We start from the raw sequence: 16,865 nt of genomic DNA on the forward strand, positions 1-16,865 counted from the left end.
GGCACGTCACCGGTGCGGCGTCGCGGAGGCGGACAGCGGACCGCCGGGGGTCCCAGCCGCGCCGCTCCAGCTCGTCCACCCCTCCGAGATCATGCGTTCACGCTTCCGCTCGCATTGCTCGTGCCGCGTCCGGGCCACACCCCTGCGCTCCTTGAGATAGGCCCGCCGCTGGAAGACGGTGAGACAGTCCTGGTTGTCCTTCTCGAGCGCCTCCGCGAGCTGGGCGGTCGCGAGCCGGGTCGAAGGCAGGAACCAGACCCTCGCCGTCTTGTCCCAGGAGCCCGTGACGACGGACTGGCCATCCGGGCTGAACAGGGCGGACTGGACCGGTCCCTGGTGCCCCTTCAGCACGAGGAGCATCTTGCCGTCCGCCGCCCGCCACACCCGCGCCGTCCCATCCGCGGAGGCCGTGGCGATGAGCACTCCGTCAGGGCTGAACGTGGCGGATTGGACCGCGCCCAGGTGCTCCTTCAATACGAAGAGCTCCTTGCCATCCGCCACCCGCCACACCCGCGCCGTCCCATCCGCGGAGGCCGTGACGAGGTACCGGCCATTCCGGCTGAACGCGGCGGAGAGGACGGCGCTCTCGTGTCCCTTCAACTCGCGGACCAGCGTGCCGTCCCCGCTCCGCCACAGCCGTGCCGTCTTGTCTCTCGAGGCCGTGACGAGGAGCTGCCCATCCGGGCTGAACGCGACGGATTGAACCGCCCCCAGGTGTCCCTCGAGCAGGGCGATCCGCGCGCCATCCGCCACCCGCCACACCCGCGCCGTCTTGTCCCTCGAGGCCGTGGCGATGAGCTGGCCGTCCGGGCTGAACGCGATGGCGGTGACCGGCCGCTTGTGCTCCAGCTCCCTCACGAGGACCCCACCCGAGCCATCGGACCTTCCCACCCGGAGGAGGCCATCCCAGGAGGTCGTGGCGACGCGCTCACCATCCGCGCTCACCGCGACGGAGGAGGGCCGATCTCCGAGCCCCGTCAGCAGCAGGGGCTCCACCTGGCCGCTGGACCGCCACACGCGCACGGGCTCGTCCCGGGTGAACGTGACGAGGTGCTCATGGCTGAAGCCGGCGAGCTGCACCGGTCCCCCGTGTCCCCGCAGGACCAGGGGCTGCTTCGCATCGAGGCCCTGGGCCCTCCACACCCGCGCGGTTCCGTCCCAGGACGCCGTGACGATGAGCGTCCCATCCTGACTGAACCTGGCGGACTGGACCGGGCCCTCATGCCCCTTCAGCACGAGGAGCTCCTTGCCATCCTCGATGCGCCAGACCCGTGCCGTCCCATCCATGGAGGCCGTGACGAGGAGCGCTCCATCCGGGCTGAACGCGGCGGACTGGACGGGCCCCTCGTGCCCCTCCAGCAGCAGCACCTGGGTGCCATCCCCGGCCCGCCACAGGCGCACCGTCCCGTCCGAGGAGGCCGTGACGAGGAACCGGCCATCCCGGCTGAACCTGGCGGACTGGACCGTCCCCGTGTGCCCATGCAGGGTGAACAGGGGCATGCCGTCCCTGGCCCGCCACACCCGCGGGGTCTTGTCCCAGGCCGTGGTGACGAGGAGCTCCCCATCCGGGCTGAGCGCGGCGGACGACAACGTCTTGCCGTTTCCCCGGGGTACGCGGAGGGCGCCCGCGCCATCGGGGTACCTCACCGTCATGTCCCCATCGCGGGAGAGCTTCCACACGCGCAGCGGCGCACCGTCCGCGGCCCGCCACTCCCGGATCGTCCCATCCGAGGAGACCGTGAGGATGCGCTCCCCATCCGGGCTGAACGCGGCGCTCCGGACATCATCCTCGTGCGCAAGGGGCGCGAGGAGCTCCCGCCCATCCGAGACCCGCCACACCCGCGCCGTCCCATCCGCGGAGGCCGTGACGAGGCGCTCGCCCTCCGGGCTGAAGGCGGCCGTGCGGACCTCGTCCTTGTGTCCCTCCAACACGACGGGCTCGCCCAGGCCGGTGACCCGCCACAACCGCGCCTTCCCGTCCGAGGAGGCCGTGACGATGAGCGTCCCATCCGGGCTGAAGGCGGCCGCGTTGAGCGGCAACCCGCTGCCCGGGAGCGTCACCCTCAGGTGGTTGGCGTCCAGCGCCTCCAGGGCGAGTGGATCCCACTCCGGCACCTTCTCCGGCTCGCGCACCTCGAGCAGCAGCTTCCCGGCCATGGCGGGCTGGCCGCGCTCCAACAACTCCCGCGCTCCCGTCAGCAGGGATTGATTGAGGGCCTCGTGCCGGGCGTTCACGGCCAGGAACAGCAGGAGGAGCAGCACCGCCACCACCACGCCGGCCACCGACGCGGTGACGAGCAGCCTGCGCCGCATGGCCCTCACGCGCCGCGCCTCGTGGTGCGCCTCCTCGAGCCGCAGCCGCTCCTGCTTGAGCTCGAGCACCTTGCGCGCCAGCCAGTCGTGCCCCAGCTCGAAGTACCGGCTGCCCTGGTGCTGCTCCGCATGCAGCACCGCCGCCCCTTCCAGGCTGGCCAGCACCTTCCCCCCTTCCCCCGGTGGGAGCGCGGCCAGCGCCTGGTGCTCCATCAGCAGCGTCCGGCTCCCATCCGCCGCCACCAGGTGCTCCTCCAGCAGCGTCATGGCCGCGCCGTGCAGGGGCCCCAACGCGTCCAGCGTCGCGTCCAGGTACCGGTGAAGGATGGGCTCGGCCTCCACCTTCCCGGCCGGGCCGCTTCCCGCCACGCGCTCCTCCCAGAGCGCCCGGCAGACGATCTGCGCGAAGGCCGCCTGGACCTCGGCCTCGTCCGACTCGCTCTGCCCGGGCGTGCGCACCTGGAGCATCAGCGCGCGCATCTCCTCCTCGCGCCAGTGCTGGGCCGGCGTCCCCGTGGCGGCCACCCGGCAGGCCACCCGCGCCATCTCGCCCACCGTGAGCGGCCCCAGCCGGAAGCCCTGGTCCAGCACGAAGCGCAGCGCACGGGCCCGGTCCCGGAAACGGCCCAGGTAGTCCTCCCGCAGCGACAGCACCACCTGCAGCCCCCGGATGGGCATGGACGCGAGCGCCTCCAGGCCCTCGAGCAGTCCGCCCGTCTCCACCGGAGAACGCCCCGGGAGCAGGAGCTGCTCGAGCTGATCCAGGTAGATGAGGATCGGCCGCTCCGAGCGCTGCTCCGCCATCCGGAGCGCCTCCTCGAGGGCCTCGCGCGCGCCCAGTCCACCGGGCCGTTCGCCCAGGTCGAGCTCCGAGAACATCGCCTGTGCCAGCCGCTCCAGGGGCGGCTCCTCTCGCAGCCAGGCATCGACGCGGACGATGCGGAAGCCCTGCTCCTCCACCAGCACGGGGATGACGCCCGCCTGCATCAGCGAGGACTTGCCCGCGCCCGAGGGACCGAAGAGCGTGACGCACGGGTGGGCGAGGATGCGGTTCACCAGCTTGCGGATGTGCGGCTCCCGGCCGAGGAAGCGCTCCCGGTCCGCGCACCGGTAGGGCTGGGGACCGGGGAACGGATTGACATGCACGCCACCGCTCATCGGGCGCCCTCCTGGGCAGGCGGCTCCTGGAAGTAGGCCATCAGCTCGGCCGTGCTCATCTCGAGCACCTGGACGCCTTCCCTCCCCGGCAGGCTCTGCCCGCGCAGCCACATCGCGCGCTCGGCATCATCCGGCTCGAGCATCACCAGGCTGCCGAGGGGCAGCGGCCGCTTGCCGAAGAGCCGGTAGAGCAACATCCGGTGGTGCCAGGTCCAGATGGACAGGCCCAGCAGGAAGGCGGGCCGGGTGTTCAACACGCTCAGCAGCTCGTCGGCGAGATCCGGCGAGGAGAGGATGTCCTTCAGCCCGCCGATGCCCAGCAGGTAGTCGTCCTCGGTGAGCATGGGCTTGTTGAAGAGGTTGGGCGGCAGGTAGCCCCGGTAGAGCCGGAGCACGAAGATCTCCCGCTGCGCATCGAACGACTCGGGGACCTCCATGACCTGGGTCCACCGCTGCTCACCGGGCTCATGCCGCATCACGGTGGGCACGTCTCCGCCCCCCGGCCCCGAGGGCTGGATGACGTGGATGCGCCGCTGCGGCTGACTGTCGGCGAGGGCGATCTCCAACAGGGGGAAGCGCAGCAGCGTGATGTGGACGCCGGGGGGAACCTCGCGCGCCATGGCCCGGACGAAGGACAGCGATTCGGCGGCATGGCCGAACATCTTCTGGAACTCGAAGAAGAGGTTCTCCTCGCCGAAGCACAGCGCGTAACGCTGGGCGAGGGCGCTCATGGAGAGGCCGGGGGGCACGGCGCCCACGTTCTGCTCGAGCTTCTCGCGGAGCAGCGTGCGGAAGTCCTCCAGCAGGGAGCTCTGCTCGCGCAGGCGGTCGCCCAGCAACAGGGTGAAGGGCCGCTCCAGCAGACGGGACAGGGCGGGAGGCGCGGGCTCGTGCGGCCGGACGGGCGGGGGCGTGGTACGCGGAGGCACCACCCTGCGGCGCTGGAAGTCGAACAAGGTGGTGTCCTGGCCTCGCAGGTAGAGCACCGGGGAGAAGGCCTCGGCGCTGCCATGGAAGGCGCCGAGCACCGTGTGCCGCGCGTGCTGGAGGCTGCTGGCCACATCGCCTCGCGAGGAGGAGGCGCTCGTGAGGGCCCGGTAGAAGGACCTCGAGCACAGCCGGGCGAGGTCCGCCTTGACCGGCCACAGGTGGGCGACGACGGCGTCGGCACCCGAGTGCGCGAAACACTCCGCCGCGCTGGCCAGGGCCCCGGGTCTGGCCCCCCTCACAGGCGTCGAGCACGATCAACCGCAGGTCCCTGCGGAAGTCCGTCCGCAGCTGCTGGGCCAGCCATTCCACCTCCACCCCGCGCTCCTGGCCCTCGTCATCCTCGAACAGGAGGCGGGGGACGCCCTTCTCGTCGACACTCCCGTGCCCGATGAAGTGGAGGATGTGGGGCGTGCGCCCGCGCTTCAGCCAGTCGGAGAGGTAGGGCAGCCGGGCCCGGGCGCCCACGAGCGGATCCAACCATTCGATCTCCCCGGACTCGATGCTGTCGTGGAGCGCGGCCCGGAGCCCCGTGAGGGCCGACTCGTCCGAGGGGGCGATCGCCAGGACCCGCACCGCGCCCTCCACCTCGCGGGGTTGCCAGGGATCCGTCGAGCTCACGCCGCGGGCCAGGAGCAGCTCCGGCGAGTTGCCCAGGAAGGACAGGGTCGTCTCCGGCTCGCAGAGCGCCTCCCAGGGGAAGGCCTGGAGCGCGGCATCGTGAATCATCAACCGCACGAGGACCTGCTCGTCGCCCGAGGCCTCACGCAATCGCACCAGCACCTCCTCGAGGCCCTTCTGGAAGAGGGCCTGGTAGAAGGTCTGCGCCTGCTTCAGGTTCTCCCCCAGGGGCTCGGCGCGAGCGGCGGCCTTCTCGGTGTTCCGGGCGAAAAGGCTCAATTGCTCCAGGGTGACGGCCGGGAGCGTATGGGGAACGGGGTGCTCACCCCGGCAGCCCATCGCGGCGGCGCGGATGCCCCCCTCGACACGCTCGAGATCGATCTCCAGCCATTTCCTGGACAACACCGCCCACCCTCCCGAGTCAGGATGCTCCCCGGAGTAGAGTGTCCACCGGCGCCCTGTGAGCCATGGGACCCTCCGGGAGGAGCCAGGGAGGCGGCCCCCGACGCCCCTGCCAGGCCCTGTGGCCTGAAGAGCTCAGAAGCAGGCTCAGAAGGTGCCGATGCTGAAGTGGAACTGCATGAGCGGCTCGTTGAGCGTCTCGTCGGGGTCCAGGTTGACGCCCACGTCGAAGGACAGCGGGCCCACCGGCGTCTGGTAGCGGGCGCCGATGCCCGTCGAGTAGCGCAACGCGGCGAACTGGTACTGCTCCAGGTCTTCCCAGAGGTTGCCCGCCTCGAGGAACAGGCCCACGTCGAAGGAGGAGCCCACGGGAATGCGCAGCTCGCCCTTGGCGAGGGTGAACAGCTGCCCGCCTTCGCTGGTGGGCGGCTGGCCGGCGAGGATGGTCAGCAGTTCCGTGGAGCATCCCGCCGGGTGCACCAGGGAGCGGCAGTCGGCCAGCTGCCGCCGCAGCGACGTACGCCGGTCCTCGCCAAGGATGCCGTCCTCGCGGAAGCCTCGCAGGCTGGAGGAGCCGCCCAGGTAGAAGCGTTTGGAGCCGATGACCCAGGAGTCCTGCTCCAGGGGCACGATGGTGCCGCCGCGCACGGACAGGGCCAGCACCGTACGGGACGGCAGGGGCACGTAGCCGCTCACGTTCCCCATCAGCTTCACGCCGTTGATGGGCTGGGCCTCCGTGGGCTCGCCGCTGGCGTTCGTCGGCAGCGAGCGGATGTCGCGCATCAGCTCGGCGCTGGTGGACACCACCAGGCCCCTGCGCGGGTTGGCCGGGTCATCCCGCAGGTCCACCGCGCCCGAGGCGCGCAGCGAGTTCAGGATGAAGAAGCCGGTGGGGAAGCGCAGACGCTCCTGGTCCGCGCGGCTCGGCGCGGTGAGCTGGCGCTCTCCCCGCTCCAGCAGGTTGCCTTCCAACTCGTACTGCAACCCGAAGCTCAGCCAACGCGTCGCGGACCAGTCCAGGCCCGCCACCGCGGCGGCTCGGGTGGACAGGTACGAGGGCCGGTGCACGCGCTCGCCGATGAGATCGAAGCGGGCGCCCACTTCCAGGGGCAGCAGGCCGTAGAGCCGCGGCTGGGCGGCGGACAGCACGACGCGGCCACCGAAGTCACTCACCCAGGCATACGGCTCGGGCGCCTTGCACTCCTCGGGCACCGCGGTGCAGCGGGCGCGGGCGATGGCGGCCTTCTCCCAGCCCTGCGCGCTCCAGCCGATGTAGTTGAGCTTCAACCGGCCGGACAGGTTGAGCCCGCGCCCATCCACGTTGGAGCGAGACACGTCCAGGCCCAGACGGGGACCTTCCGCCAGGAAGTAGCCACCGGCGACCTCGCCCTCCCAGCGCGGACGCTCGCGCACCTCCACCACCACGTCCTTGCTGGCCTCGGGCACGTCCGGCTTCTCCAGCCGCACCGTGGCCTGCCGGAAGATGTTGAGGAGCGTGAGCCGGCGCTGGCTCTCGAAGAGCTTGTCCGGGCTGAGCACCTCGTCCTCCTTGAGGCGCACCGTGGCGCGGACCACCTCCTCGTTGGTGCGCGAGGTGCCGCGCACGAGGATGCGGCCCACCGTCACCTGGGGACCCGGCTCCAGGCGGTAGAGGACGCTCACGCCGCCGGCCGCGAGGTTCGGCGCCGCATCCGCGCGGGCGAAGAGGTAGCCCTTGCGCGCCAGCTCGGTGACGAGCGCCTGCTGCCCGCGCTCCACCGCGTCGTTGCTCATGGGCTCGCCCACCTCGAGGGGCACCAGCTTGCGTCCGTCGAAGCCCGGGGGCCCGCCCTCGATGCGCATCTCGGACACGCGCATCTGCGGCCCCTCGACCACGTCGAACCAGCCCACCGCCGAGCGCCGGCCCACCGCCAGCTCCATCTTGGTGAAGCGCACCCGGGCCTGGAGGAAGCCGCGCTCGCGGTAGGCCTCCGTCATCACCTCCGCCGCGTCCCGCCACGCCTCCTCGACGAAGACGGTGGCCGGGTTGTGCACCCACTCGGGAGGCCCCAGGTGGCGCTTGCCGGGCCCCATCTCCACCGCGTCCGACAGCAGCGGCCCCGAGGCCGGCTGGGGCTCGTTGGAGCGCACGTGCTCGGTGAGCATCTCGCGCAGGGTCTCGTTGGAGAGGACCTTGTTGCCGCGGAAGATGACGCGCCGCACGCGCAGCGGGTGGCCCTCCTCGATGTCGAAGGCGAGCACCGCCGCCTCGCCATCCGGGCGGTGCACCTCGCGCGTCTCCACGTGCACGTCGTTGAAGCCGCGGTAGCGGTAGAAGGACTCCAACCGCCGCGCCAGCCGCGCCACCGTCTGCGAGTCCAGCGGCTCCGAGCCGTCGTAGGAGAGCATCCGCGCCAGCACGGTGTCCGGGAAGCGGTGGTTGCCGTGGAAGTGGAAGGTGAAGCGGGGCCCGGCGGAGATGGGCACCACCACCGTCGCCGCGTCGCCCGCGCCCTGCTGTTTGGGCTGGCCCACCGTGGCGCGCCAGTAGCCGCGCGAGCGCAGCAGCGTCCGCAGCCGCTCCAGTCCGGACTCCAGGCCACCGCGGTCCAGCACGCCGCCCACGCGCAGGCCCAGCGTGGCGAGCAGCTCGGACAAGGGAAGGCCGGGGCTGCCCGTCACCGAGACGGCCGCCACCCGCGTGGGGCTGCCCTCGAAGACGGTGAAGACGAGCGCCACGCCTCCGGCCACGGTCTCGCGCGTGAGCTGGACGCGCGCGTCGTTGTAGCCCTGGCGCTCGTACGCGCGGGACAGGCCCTTCAAGGCCGTCCTCAGCACGTCCTCGTCGAGCAGCTTGTCCTGCTCGATGCCGTCCACCTTCAGCGCCGCCCGGAGCGCCGCGTCGGAGAGGACGACGTTGCCCTCCACGTCGATGCGGCGGATGCGCGCCATGGAGGTGAGCTCGAAGACGACGCGCACGCCCTCGGGCACGTCCACGGTGCGCACGACGACGTCGGAGAAGCGCCCGCTGGACCACAGCCGCTCCACCGAGCGGCGCACCGCGCGGGCCGACAGCGCCTGTCCCTTGCGCACCGCCACCAGCTCCGCCAGCCCCGCCGAGTCCTCCTCCGCGGGCAGGTGCAGCTCCACCGCCACCACCGTGGGACCGGCCGGCAGCACCGGCTCCGGGCGCACGGGGAGCGGCGCCGTCTCCGAGGCCTGTGCCCCGGCGGCCTTCGCTGGCTCCACCTCCTTCGCCGGCTGCGCCATCGCGGCGCTGGCCAGCAGCAGGCAGAGCACGAGCGTTACTGGGACTCCCAGCTCAACTTGAGCTCGATCCCAGGGTTGCCGAAGGCAGTCTCGCTGTTCTCGTTGTCCCACTGGCCCCGGAGGGAGAAGCGATTGTCGAAAAGGTACTCGGCGCGAGCGCGAGTTCCACGCCCACTGACGGGCTGCGTCAAGCCAATCTTAAGCTGCTCCGTGAGGAACTTCGACTCCAAGCGGGCGGTTGGCTCGGCCTGCTGGGTGGCGTCGTTGTAGGTGGTGGAGATCTGCAGGGACAGGCCGCGCAGGACGGGGTTGGAGGGCAGGAAGCGCTGCACCTGCCGGTCCAGGCCGGAGATGTTGAAGAAGGCCTCGGCGGCGAGGCCCGCGCTGGCCGAGGCGGCCGTCTCCTTGTCGGTGCTGGTGAGACCCAGGGTGAGGAGCGACAGCACATCGCCCTCGGTGAGGCTCGGCTCCGAGGTGAGGAGCAGCTGGGGAGCGGCCGGGCGGCCGAAGGCATGGAGTTTCACCTGGTACTCGCGCACCTGGGCCTGGGCGCGCAGGTCGAACATGGGGTCGATGCTGTAGCGGTCCTGGAACTCGATCTGCCCGCGGTCGATGGTGAACTGGTTGTTGCGGAAGAAGGCCTGGCTGCCCTCGGCGGTCTCCACCACGCCGAGGACACCCGGGCGCACGTTGGTGCCGGTGAGCTTGAGCGAGCCGAGCAGCCGTGCGCGGGCGAGGTTGTTGTCCACCCACACGTCGGTGAGGAGCAGGCCCACGTCGAAGGTGAGGTACTCGCGGGGCTTCTCCGCGGGGGAGGCCAGCACGCTGCGCCGGGAGAAGCGCTTGAGGATGTCATCCAGCTCCAGGCCGCGGCGGTAGCGCAGGTTGCGGATGTCCATGACGCCGCCCAGGCGCATGGCGTCCAGGGTGCCGGTGAGCCACAACCGGCCGCTGGTGGTGAAGGGCAGGTCCTCGTGGAAGCGCGTGGCCACGTCGGTGAGGGCCACGTTCATCATCAGCTCCGAGGGGCGGAAGTCGGCCAGGGAGACCTCGCCGCTGCCCTGCATGCGGCCCTCGTTGAGGAAGCCCTCGAGGGACTCCAGGAGGATGCGCTGGCCGGTGAAGGCGACGCGGCCCTTCACGTCGCGCACGGACAGCGGCTGGTCGCGCAGGGACAGCTTGGCGTCGGAGATGAGGGCCGAGCCCGCCACCTTGGGCGTGCGCGGGCTGCCCGTGGCCACGGCGCTGAGCTCCACACGGCCGCCGGTGCGCACCAGCATGGGTGAGACGGACTCGAGCAGGCCCAGGTTCATGCCGCCGCGCAGGTAGAAGTCCATTTGCTCGGAGCTGATCCACCCGGCCGCGGACAGCTCGGTGTCTGGCCCGCGGAAGGAGAAGGAGGGCACGTCCAGGCGCCCGTTGGCGAAGCGCAGGGAGATGGGGCCCTCGTTGGCGCCGGAGAACGCGCCGCGGGCCAGGGTGAGCCGCTCCACGGTGGCGTCCATCTGGATGGCCTGGGCGTTCTTCAACGCGCCCTGCGCCCGCACCACCGCCTTGACGGAGCCGGACAGGCCGTGGGTGAAGTCGTTGACGGGCAACAGCGGCCGGATTTCGGGCAGCTCCAGCGTCACCGCGGCCTCGAAGGGATAGGGCTCCTTCACGCGCATCCACAGGATGCCGGAGGTGTCGCGGGAGGGACGGCCGGCGAGCTGCAGCTCCCGCCCTTCCATGCGGGCCTCGAAGCCCATGTTGCCGAGGTTGCGGCCGCCGAAGATGACCTGCGGGCCGGACACGTGGGCCGTGGTCACCGGCACGTCCGTGTTGCCGGAGACGGTGCCTTCCAGGGCCAGCGTGGCGCTCAGGCCCATGCGCTCGGCGGTCTCCTGGCCGGCGAGCTCCGCGAGGGACAGGTTGTCGCCGCCGAAGCGGTAGTCCAGCACGCCCTTCTGGGGCCCGGAGAAGAAGAAGCTCCCATCCACCCAGGTGCGGCCCAGCCGGCCCTCCAGCACCGTGCGCTCGAGCACCATGGCCTCGCCATTGTCGAAGCGCAGCCGGGCCGAGCCTTTGCCCATGTGCCGCCCGTAGTAGGTGGTGTCCTTGAAGTCCAGGGCCACCAGACCGGAGAACTGGTCCATCGGGCTGTCGATCTCCACCCGGCCCGAGACCTCGCCCTGCATGGGCCCCTGCATGACGGAGATGGTGGAGTGCAGCGGGGCGATGATGTCGATCAGATCCTCGGTGCGGCCGCGCGGCACCTGCACCTCGGCGCGCGTGTGCAGCGAGCGCCCGAAGGTGAGCTCCGCCTTGCCGAAGTACTGGGTGCGCCCCTTCTGGCCGGAGAGGGTCGGGAAGCCCAGCACCTTGTCCGCGTAGGTGATCTTCCCCTGCACCACGCCCAGGTCGAAGTCCCAGAACATGAAGTCGCGCAGGGACAGGGTGGCGCCGATCTTCACCTGCGAGTACGGGCCCTCGACGGTGGTGCTCACCGCGCCATGTCCGGCCCACGGCAGCTGGGCGATGTGGCCGAAGTCGGAGAGGTCCGCGTCGCCGTGCGCGTTGACGAGGAGGCCCTTCTGCGAGTCGTAGAAGAGCGTCACGTCGCCGCCGATGCGCGAGCGGCCCGAGTCGATCTCGATACCGGAGAAGGTGACGCGGTCGGGCAGGAGCGACACCTGCGTGCGCACGTGGCCGCCCGCGTAGGTGAGGAGGGTGCGCCCGGAGTCCACGGGCGCATCGAAGGCGCGCGAGGCGAGGATGAAGCGGCCGTGGCGCAGATCCAGGTCGCCCGACAGGTTGGGCCTGGGCAGCAGCGTGCCGGACAGGTGGGCCCTGGCGTTGGCCGGGAAGTCCACCCAGGAGCCCGTCAGGCCGGCCTTCTCGAGGATGCGGCCGAACTGCGCCTCATGCGTCTCCAGGTCCACCTCGACGGGCAGCCCCGGACGGAGCGCGAGCGTGCCGGTGATGCGCGCGTTGCCGCCCGAGCCGATGGGGACGAGCAGCTCCTCCACCGTCACCAGCTCACCGGCGTACGCCAGCCGCGCGGTGAAGGAGCCCGGGGAGTACTGCGCATAGGAGATGCCGCTGCCCGACACCTCCACGGACACGCTGGGCGCCGTGGGGCGGCCGTTGGCCGTGAGCCGCGTCCAGAGGTGGCCCTCCGCGGGCTTCTTCAGCACTCCCAAGCGCGACAGCGTGCGCAGCGGGAGGAACACCTGGGCATCCAGCGCGAGCATGGGCTCGCACAGCTGCTCCACGCGGCCGGAGATGTTCACCGTCAGCTCGTCCAGCGACGCCTCGGCGCGGTCCAGCTCCAGCAGCTCCTCGTCCACGTCCAGCGCGCCCGAGAGCGCGAGCCGTCCGAGGGTGAGCTCCTGTCCCGGAGCCAGGTGGACCAGGCCGCGCCGGGCCTCCACCTCGAACTCCTCCTCGCCCCAGCGCTCGCGCAGGCTGACGTCCAGCTCGGACAGCTCCACGTGCCGATCGCCGGGCAGCGCCAGCCGCACCTCCGCGCCGGTGATGGCCACGCGCGCCAGCCGCAAGCGCCGCAGTGGCTTGAGCAGACACTCGCCGGGCTCACCCGCGGGAGCCCTGGGACGGGTCAGGTCCAGCGACACGCGCGGCCGGTGCACCTTCACCAGGTCGATGGCGAGCTGACCGGAGAACGGGTTGGGCAGGCCGAGCTGCACCTCGGCCGAGTCCGCGGCGAACAGGGGCGTGTCCGCGCCCTTCTCGAAGACGGACAGGCCGCGGAGGATGAGGCGCTGGCCGAGTGGATCCACCTCGCACTCGCCGACGCCCACTTCCATCCCCAGCAACGTGGGCAGCTGGCGCCGGGCCTGCGTGCACAGTTGGTCCCAGGCGGTGCGCGTACGAAGGACCAGCACCGTCCCCAGCACGAGCGTGAGGACGATGAGCCACAGCGGCGGCCTGCGCGCGCCCTGCTGCCTGTTCCGGGGAGCCAAAACGGCTACAGCTTACCCAACCCCTCAAGGTAACGGTCGATCTCCGCGAGATCGATCTTCGAGTTGCCGCTTGCCCGACTGCTCGGGCCAGCGGCGGGGGCGGACTTCTGTTGCCCTTCCGGCAGAGCCGAACCCTGGAGTCCCAGGTTGTCGGCGATGCGGTGGATGAGCTTGTCGGTGATGGTCTGCTCGCGGGCGAGGAAGGCCTCGAAGAGGGCGTTGTCGCAGATGCTGTTGATGACGCGCGGGGTGCCGCCCGAGCGCTGGTGCACGGCGACCAGGGCCTCGTTGGTGAACGGCATGCGCGGGCAGCTGGCCAACCGGAGGCGGTGCTTGATGTAGGCCTCGGTGGACTCGGCGGTGAAGGGCTCCAGCTTGTAGCGGAGCGACACGCGCTGGGCGAGCGGCGGGTCCAGCTTGAGGTTCTTCTCGATCTCCGGCAGCCCGAAGAAGACGAAGGAGATGAGCTTGCGCTCGGGGACCTCCAGGTTGAGCAGCCCCCGGAACTCCTCCATGAGCTCGCGCGTCTCCAGCATCTGGGCCTCGTCGATGAGGACGACGGCCTTCTTGCCGGACTCGTAGATTTGCAGCAGGCGCTGGTAGAGCTGGGACAGGAGGGCCAGCTTCTCCTGGGCGGGGTTCTCCACGCCCAGCTGCAGGGCGATGCGGCGCAGCAGCCAGTTGGCGGTGATGCCCGAGTGGATGATGACGAGCAGCGCGGCCTCGTACTCGGACTCGGGGAGCGAGTCGAGCATGCGGCGCGCGAGCGTCGTCTTGCCGGCCCCGATGTCGCCGATGAGGATCGACAGACCCTTCATGTAGCTGACCGAGTGCATGAGCCGGGTCAGCGCCTGGGAGTGCTGGGCCGAGTTGTAATAGAAGCGGCTCACCGGAGCGTTGGAGAAGGGCTCCTGGGTGAGCTCGAAATAGTCGAGGTAGGTGGACATGGGCTCGGCGAACCTCGGACTGCGCTAGACGTAGCCTACCTTACGCGGCCGGGCGGCTCCGGCGGCCGCGGGCATGGCACCGGGGGGAGGAGCGGTGGGCGCCTTCGGTGGCAGGGGATCCGGCACCGGAGACGTGGTGGCGGCCAGCCGCTGCACGTGGCCGGAGACCTCCCGGAAATTCGGGTCGAGCGCCGCCACGCGCTGGTAGTGGTAGAGGGCCTTGCCCTCCTCGCCGATGGCCTGGTAGGCCAGACCCAGCTCGAAGCCGATGGCCTTGGCGACCTCGCCGGTGGCGTGCTCGCTGGCGAGCGCCTGCTTGAAGGTGCCCACGGACGCGCCGGCATCGCCCTTCTGGGCCTGCAGCAGGCCGATCATCGTGAGGCAATCCACCTCACGCTTCTTGCCCATGCAGCCCTCGCGGGCCACGGCGAACTCGTTGAGGGCGTCGTCGATGAGGCCCATCTCGCGGTAGGCGATGCCCAGGTCGTAGTGGGTGTCCACGTCCTCGGGCTTGACGACCTTGGCGAGGCCCTTCTTGAACTCGGCGAAGACCTCCTCCACCGAGTACTGGAAGTCCTCCTCGACGGCGGACGCCGCGGGCTGCTCTCCGCCCAGGTCGCCGAACTCGCCGGCCAGCTCCGCCGCCAGGTCGAACGCATCGCGCTCGGCGGGGGACTCGCCCAGGGCGGGCACGGCGGGCACCGAGAGGGCCTCGGCCGTCTCCTCGGGCTCCTCGGCGGCCGGAGCGCCACCGGACTCAAGCGCCTCGAGCCGGGCCATGAGCTCTTCCGCGCGCGCGTGGCCCGGGAAGGCGATCTGCACCGTCTCGAGGATCTCCCGAGCCTCCTCGTAGAGGCCCTGGTCCAGGAAGAAGCTGGCCTCGTCGCACTCCTCGCCAGCGGGCTCCTCGGCGGGCTCCTCGACCTGGGCGACGACGGGCTGCGGCTTGGGCGCGGGCTGGGCCTTGGCGGGCGGAGCGGCGGCCACGGCGGGCTTCGCGGCGGGCGCGGGCTGGGCCTTGGCGGGCGGAGCGGCGGCCGCGGCAGGCTTCGCGGCGGGCGCGGGCTGGGCCTTGGCGGGCGGAGCGGCGGCCGCGGCCGGAGCCTTGGGCGCGGGAACCGGGGCCCTGGGCGCGGGAGGCTTGGGCGCGGCCACCACGGGGGCGGGCTCGGGCTCGAGCTCGGGCTCCTCGAGCTCGTAGGAGCCGACGAGGGCCGGCGTGTCCACCGGAGTGCCCTCGTCCTCGAAGGTCAGCGCGGGAGCGCCAGAAGAGGTCGGCTCGTCCAGCTCCGCCGGGCGCATGGCCACGCGCGTGGGCTCCGCCTCGGAGAAGCCGTCGTCCTCGAAGGAGTTCTGGAGCAGATCGGCCGAGGGCGCGGCCACCTGCGTGGGCTGCGGCTCGTCGTCGCCGAGCGCCAGGGGCTCCCCATCCGCCACCAGCGGCTCGTCCTCGAAGGGGGCGGCCAGGGCGTCGTCCTCACCGGCCGGCTCCATGAAGACGGTCGTCGCCTCCTCGGGCTCGTCACCGGCGCCGAAGAGGGGCTCGTCGCCCGACACCTCCGCGCCGGGCTCGTCCGCGAGCACCACGCCCTCCTCGGCGTCCACGGGGATGCCGAACTCGCCGGAGAGGATCTGCCCTTCCTCCTCCTCGGAGCTGCTCGCGGAGACCAGGGCCAGCTCATCGCCCGGCGGATGCTCCAGGGCATCCGGGGGCGCGTCGGCGACGACGATCTCCTCGTCGCTGGAGTCCACGAGGATGGCGTCCTCGCCCACGGACTCCACGTGCGCGGCCTCGACGGGCGCCGTCTCATCCGACTGCAGCACGGACAGGAAGGCGGGCACCTCGGGGTGGCCGGGGTTCTGCTCGAGGATGATGGCCAGGTACGGCTGGGCGCGCTGCACGTCCGCGCGGCGCGTGCACAGGCGCAGCACGTTGAGCAGCTGCTCCCCGGCCTGGGCCGTGTTGCCGGAGGCGACGTAGATGTGGAAGGCCTTCTCGTGCGCGTCGAGGTTCTCCGGATCCACCGCGAAGATCTTCCGCAGGTGCTCGAGCGCTTTGTCGTGCAGGCCGTATTTGACGTAGACGTCCGTCTCCGTCAGCAGCTTGGAGAACTGCTCCTTGCCGGGCTGGGCCGGAGCGGCGGGCGTGGGCGCCGGAGCAGTGGCCTGGGCGGGCGCGGGCGCCGGAGTTGGCTGGGGCGCGGGCGCCGGAGTCGGCTGGGGCGCGGGCGCCGGAGCCGCCTGGGCCTTGGCGGGAGCAGGCTGCGGAACCGGAGCGGGTGCGGGGGCGGGCGCGGGGGCCGGAGCCGAACTGGCGCTCTCGGCCTTGTACGCCTCGTAGTCGGGATCAGCCGGATCCAGCTCGGCGACCTGGTTCCAGATGTTCTTGGCGTCCTGGTGGCGGCCGCGCTCCTGGTAGACCTTGGCGAGCTCCTTGTAGACGGAGATCGTCTTGGCCGTCTGGCCGAGCCCGTGGAAGGCCTGGGCCAGCATGTTGAGCGTCTCGACGTCGCGCCCGTCCGCCTTGAAGCACACCTGGAGCCGGGCCAGCGCGCGCTTCTGATCTCCGCGCGACAGGTACTGCTGGGCCAGATCCTTGGCCAGCGCCACGTTGTCCGGATCCAGGGTGGACAGGCGCTCCGCGACGCGGAACCAGTCATCCATCCGGTTGTTGCGCTTGAGGTACTCGGCGGCCTTCTTGAACTCCTGGGTGGCCTCGCGCGGCATGTTCTCGCGCGCGTACAGCTCGGCCAGCTTGATCTTCGACGCCACGTTCTCGGGGTCGAGATCCACCATCTTCTTGAGCGTATCCAGGGAGTTCTTGACGTCGCCGGCCTTGTCGTAGTGGTTGGCGACGATCTGGAAATACGCCATGGCCTCGGACATCAGTCCGAGCTGCTGGTGGAGCTCCGCCAGCTTGAGATTGACGTCCAGCAGGTTGGGGTTGAGCTTGAGGACCTGCTTGTAGAGCGCAACGGCCTTGAGGAAGAAGCCGTCGGTCGAGTAGCCCTCGGCGACCTTGGTGAAGTAGTGGGCCGCCTGAACGTTGTCGTTCTTCTTCTGGTACAGCTCCCCCATCTTCTGGAGGACGCGGCCGTCCTTGGGGTCTACTTCCAGGACCTTCTGGTACTCCTTGATGGCCTTGTCGTAGGCGCCCTTCGCGACGAGCTTGGCGGCGGCTTCGATGATCTTGTTCTTGTCCATCGAGCGTGGGCTTCCGGCCGAG

At 71.0% G+C, this 16,865-nt stretch carries 6 protein-coding genes and 1 pseudogene; all 7 read right to left on the reverse strand.

Translation table 11 applies throughout. The features are described from left to right. Window positions 1–6 precede the first annotated feature (6 nt). Window positions 7–3,471: a hypothetical protein gene (locus tag VFZ09_RS20750; protein ID WP_329729359.1), complete on the reverse strand. Its 3,465-nt coding sequence runs from the start codon at window positions 3,469–3,471 to the stop codon at window positions 7–9. Beyond that, entirely contained in the window at window positions 3,468–4,700 is a 1,233-nt protein-coding gene (locus VFZ09_RS20755) for a CHAT domain-containing protein (RefSeq protein ID WP_329729360.1), read from the reverse strand. Before VFZ09_RS20755 ends, VFZ09_RS20750 begins: the two co-directional genes overlap by 4 nt. A 49-nt stretch (window positions 4,701–4,749) precedes the next feature. After that, window positions 4,750–5,418: pseudogene (locus tag VFZ09_RS51665) on the reverse strand (CHAT domain-containing protein); the annotation flags it as partial. Between the two features lie 210 nt (window positions 5,419–5,628). Next, on the reverse strand, window positions 5,629–8,760 hold the full coding sequence (locus tag VFZ09_RS20760; RefSeq protein ID WP_329729361.1) for a POTRA domain-containing protein: 3,132 nt from the start codon (window positions 8,758–8,760) through the stop codon (window positions 5,629–5,631). Window positions 8,761–8,765: 5 nt separating this feature from the next. Continuing rightward, window positions 8,766–12,692 carry a translocation/assembly module TamB domain-containing protein gene (locus VFZ09_RS20765; protein WP_329729362.1) on the reverse strand — a complete coding sequence of 1,309 codons (3,927 nt, stop codon included), beginning with the start codon at window positions 12,690–12,692 and terminating at the stop codon, window positions 8,766–8,768. 5 nt (window positions 12,693–12,697) lie between these two features. Beyond that, entirely contained in the window at window positions 12,698–13,639 is a 942-nt protein-coding gene (locus VFZ09_RS20770) for an ExeA family protein (RefSeq protein WP_329729363.1), read from the reverse strand. 24 nt (window positions 13,640–13,663) lie between these two features. Continuing rightward, window positions 13,664–16,843, reverse strand: coding sequence for a tetratricopeptide repeat protein (locus tag VFZ09_RS20775; RefSeq protein ID WP_329729364.1), 3,180 nt, complete (start codon window positions 16,841–16,843; stop codon window positions 13,664–13,666). Window positions 16,844–16,865 lie beyond the last annotated feature (22 nt).

Source organism: Archangium sp. (assembly GCF_036277355.1).
In the GTDB taxonomy this organism is placed as follows: Bacteria; Myxococcota; Myxococcia; order Myxococcales; family Myxococcaceae; genus Archangium.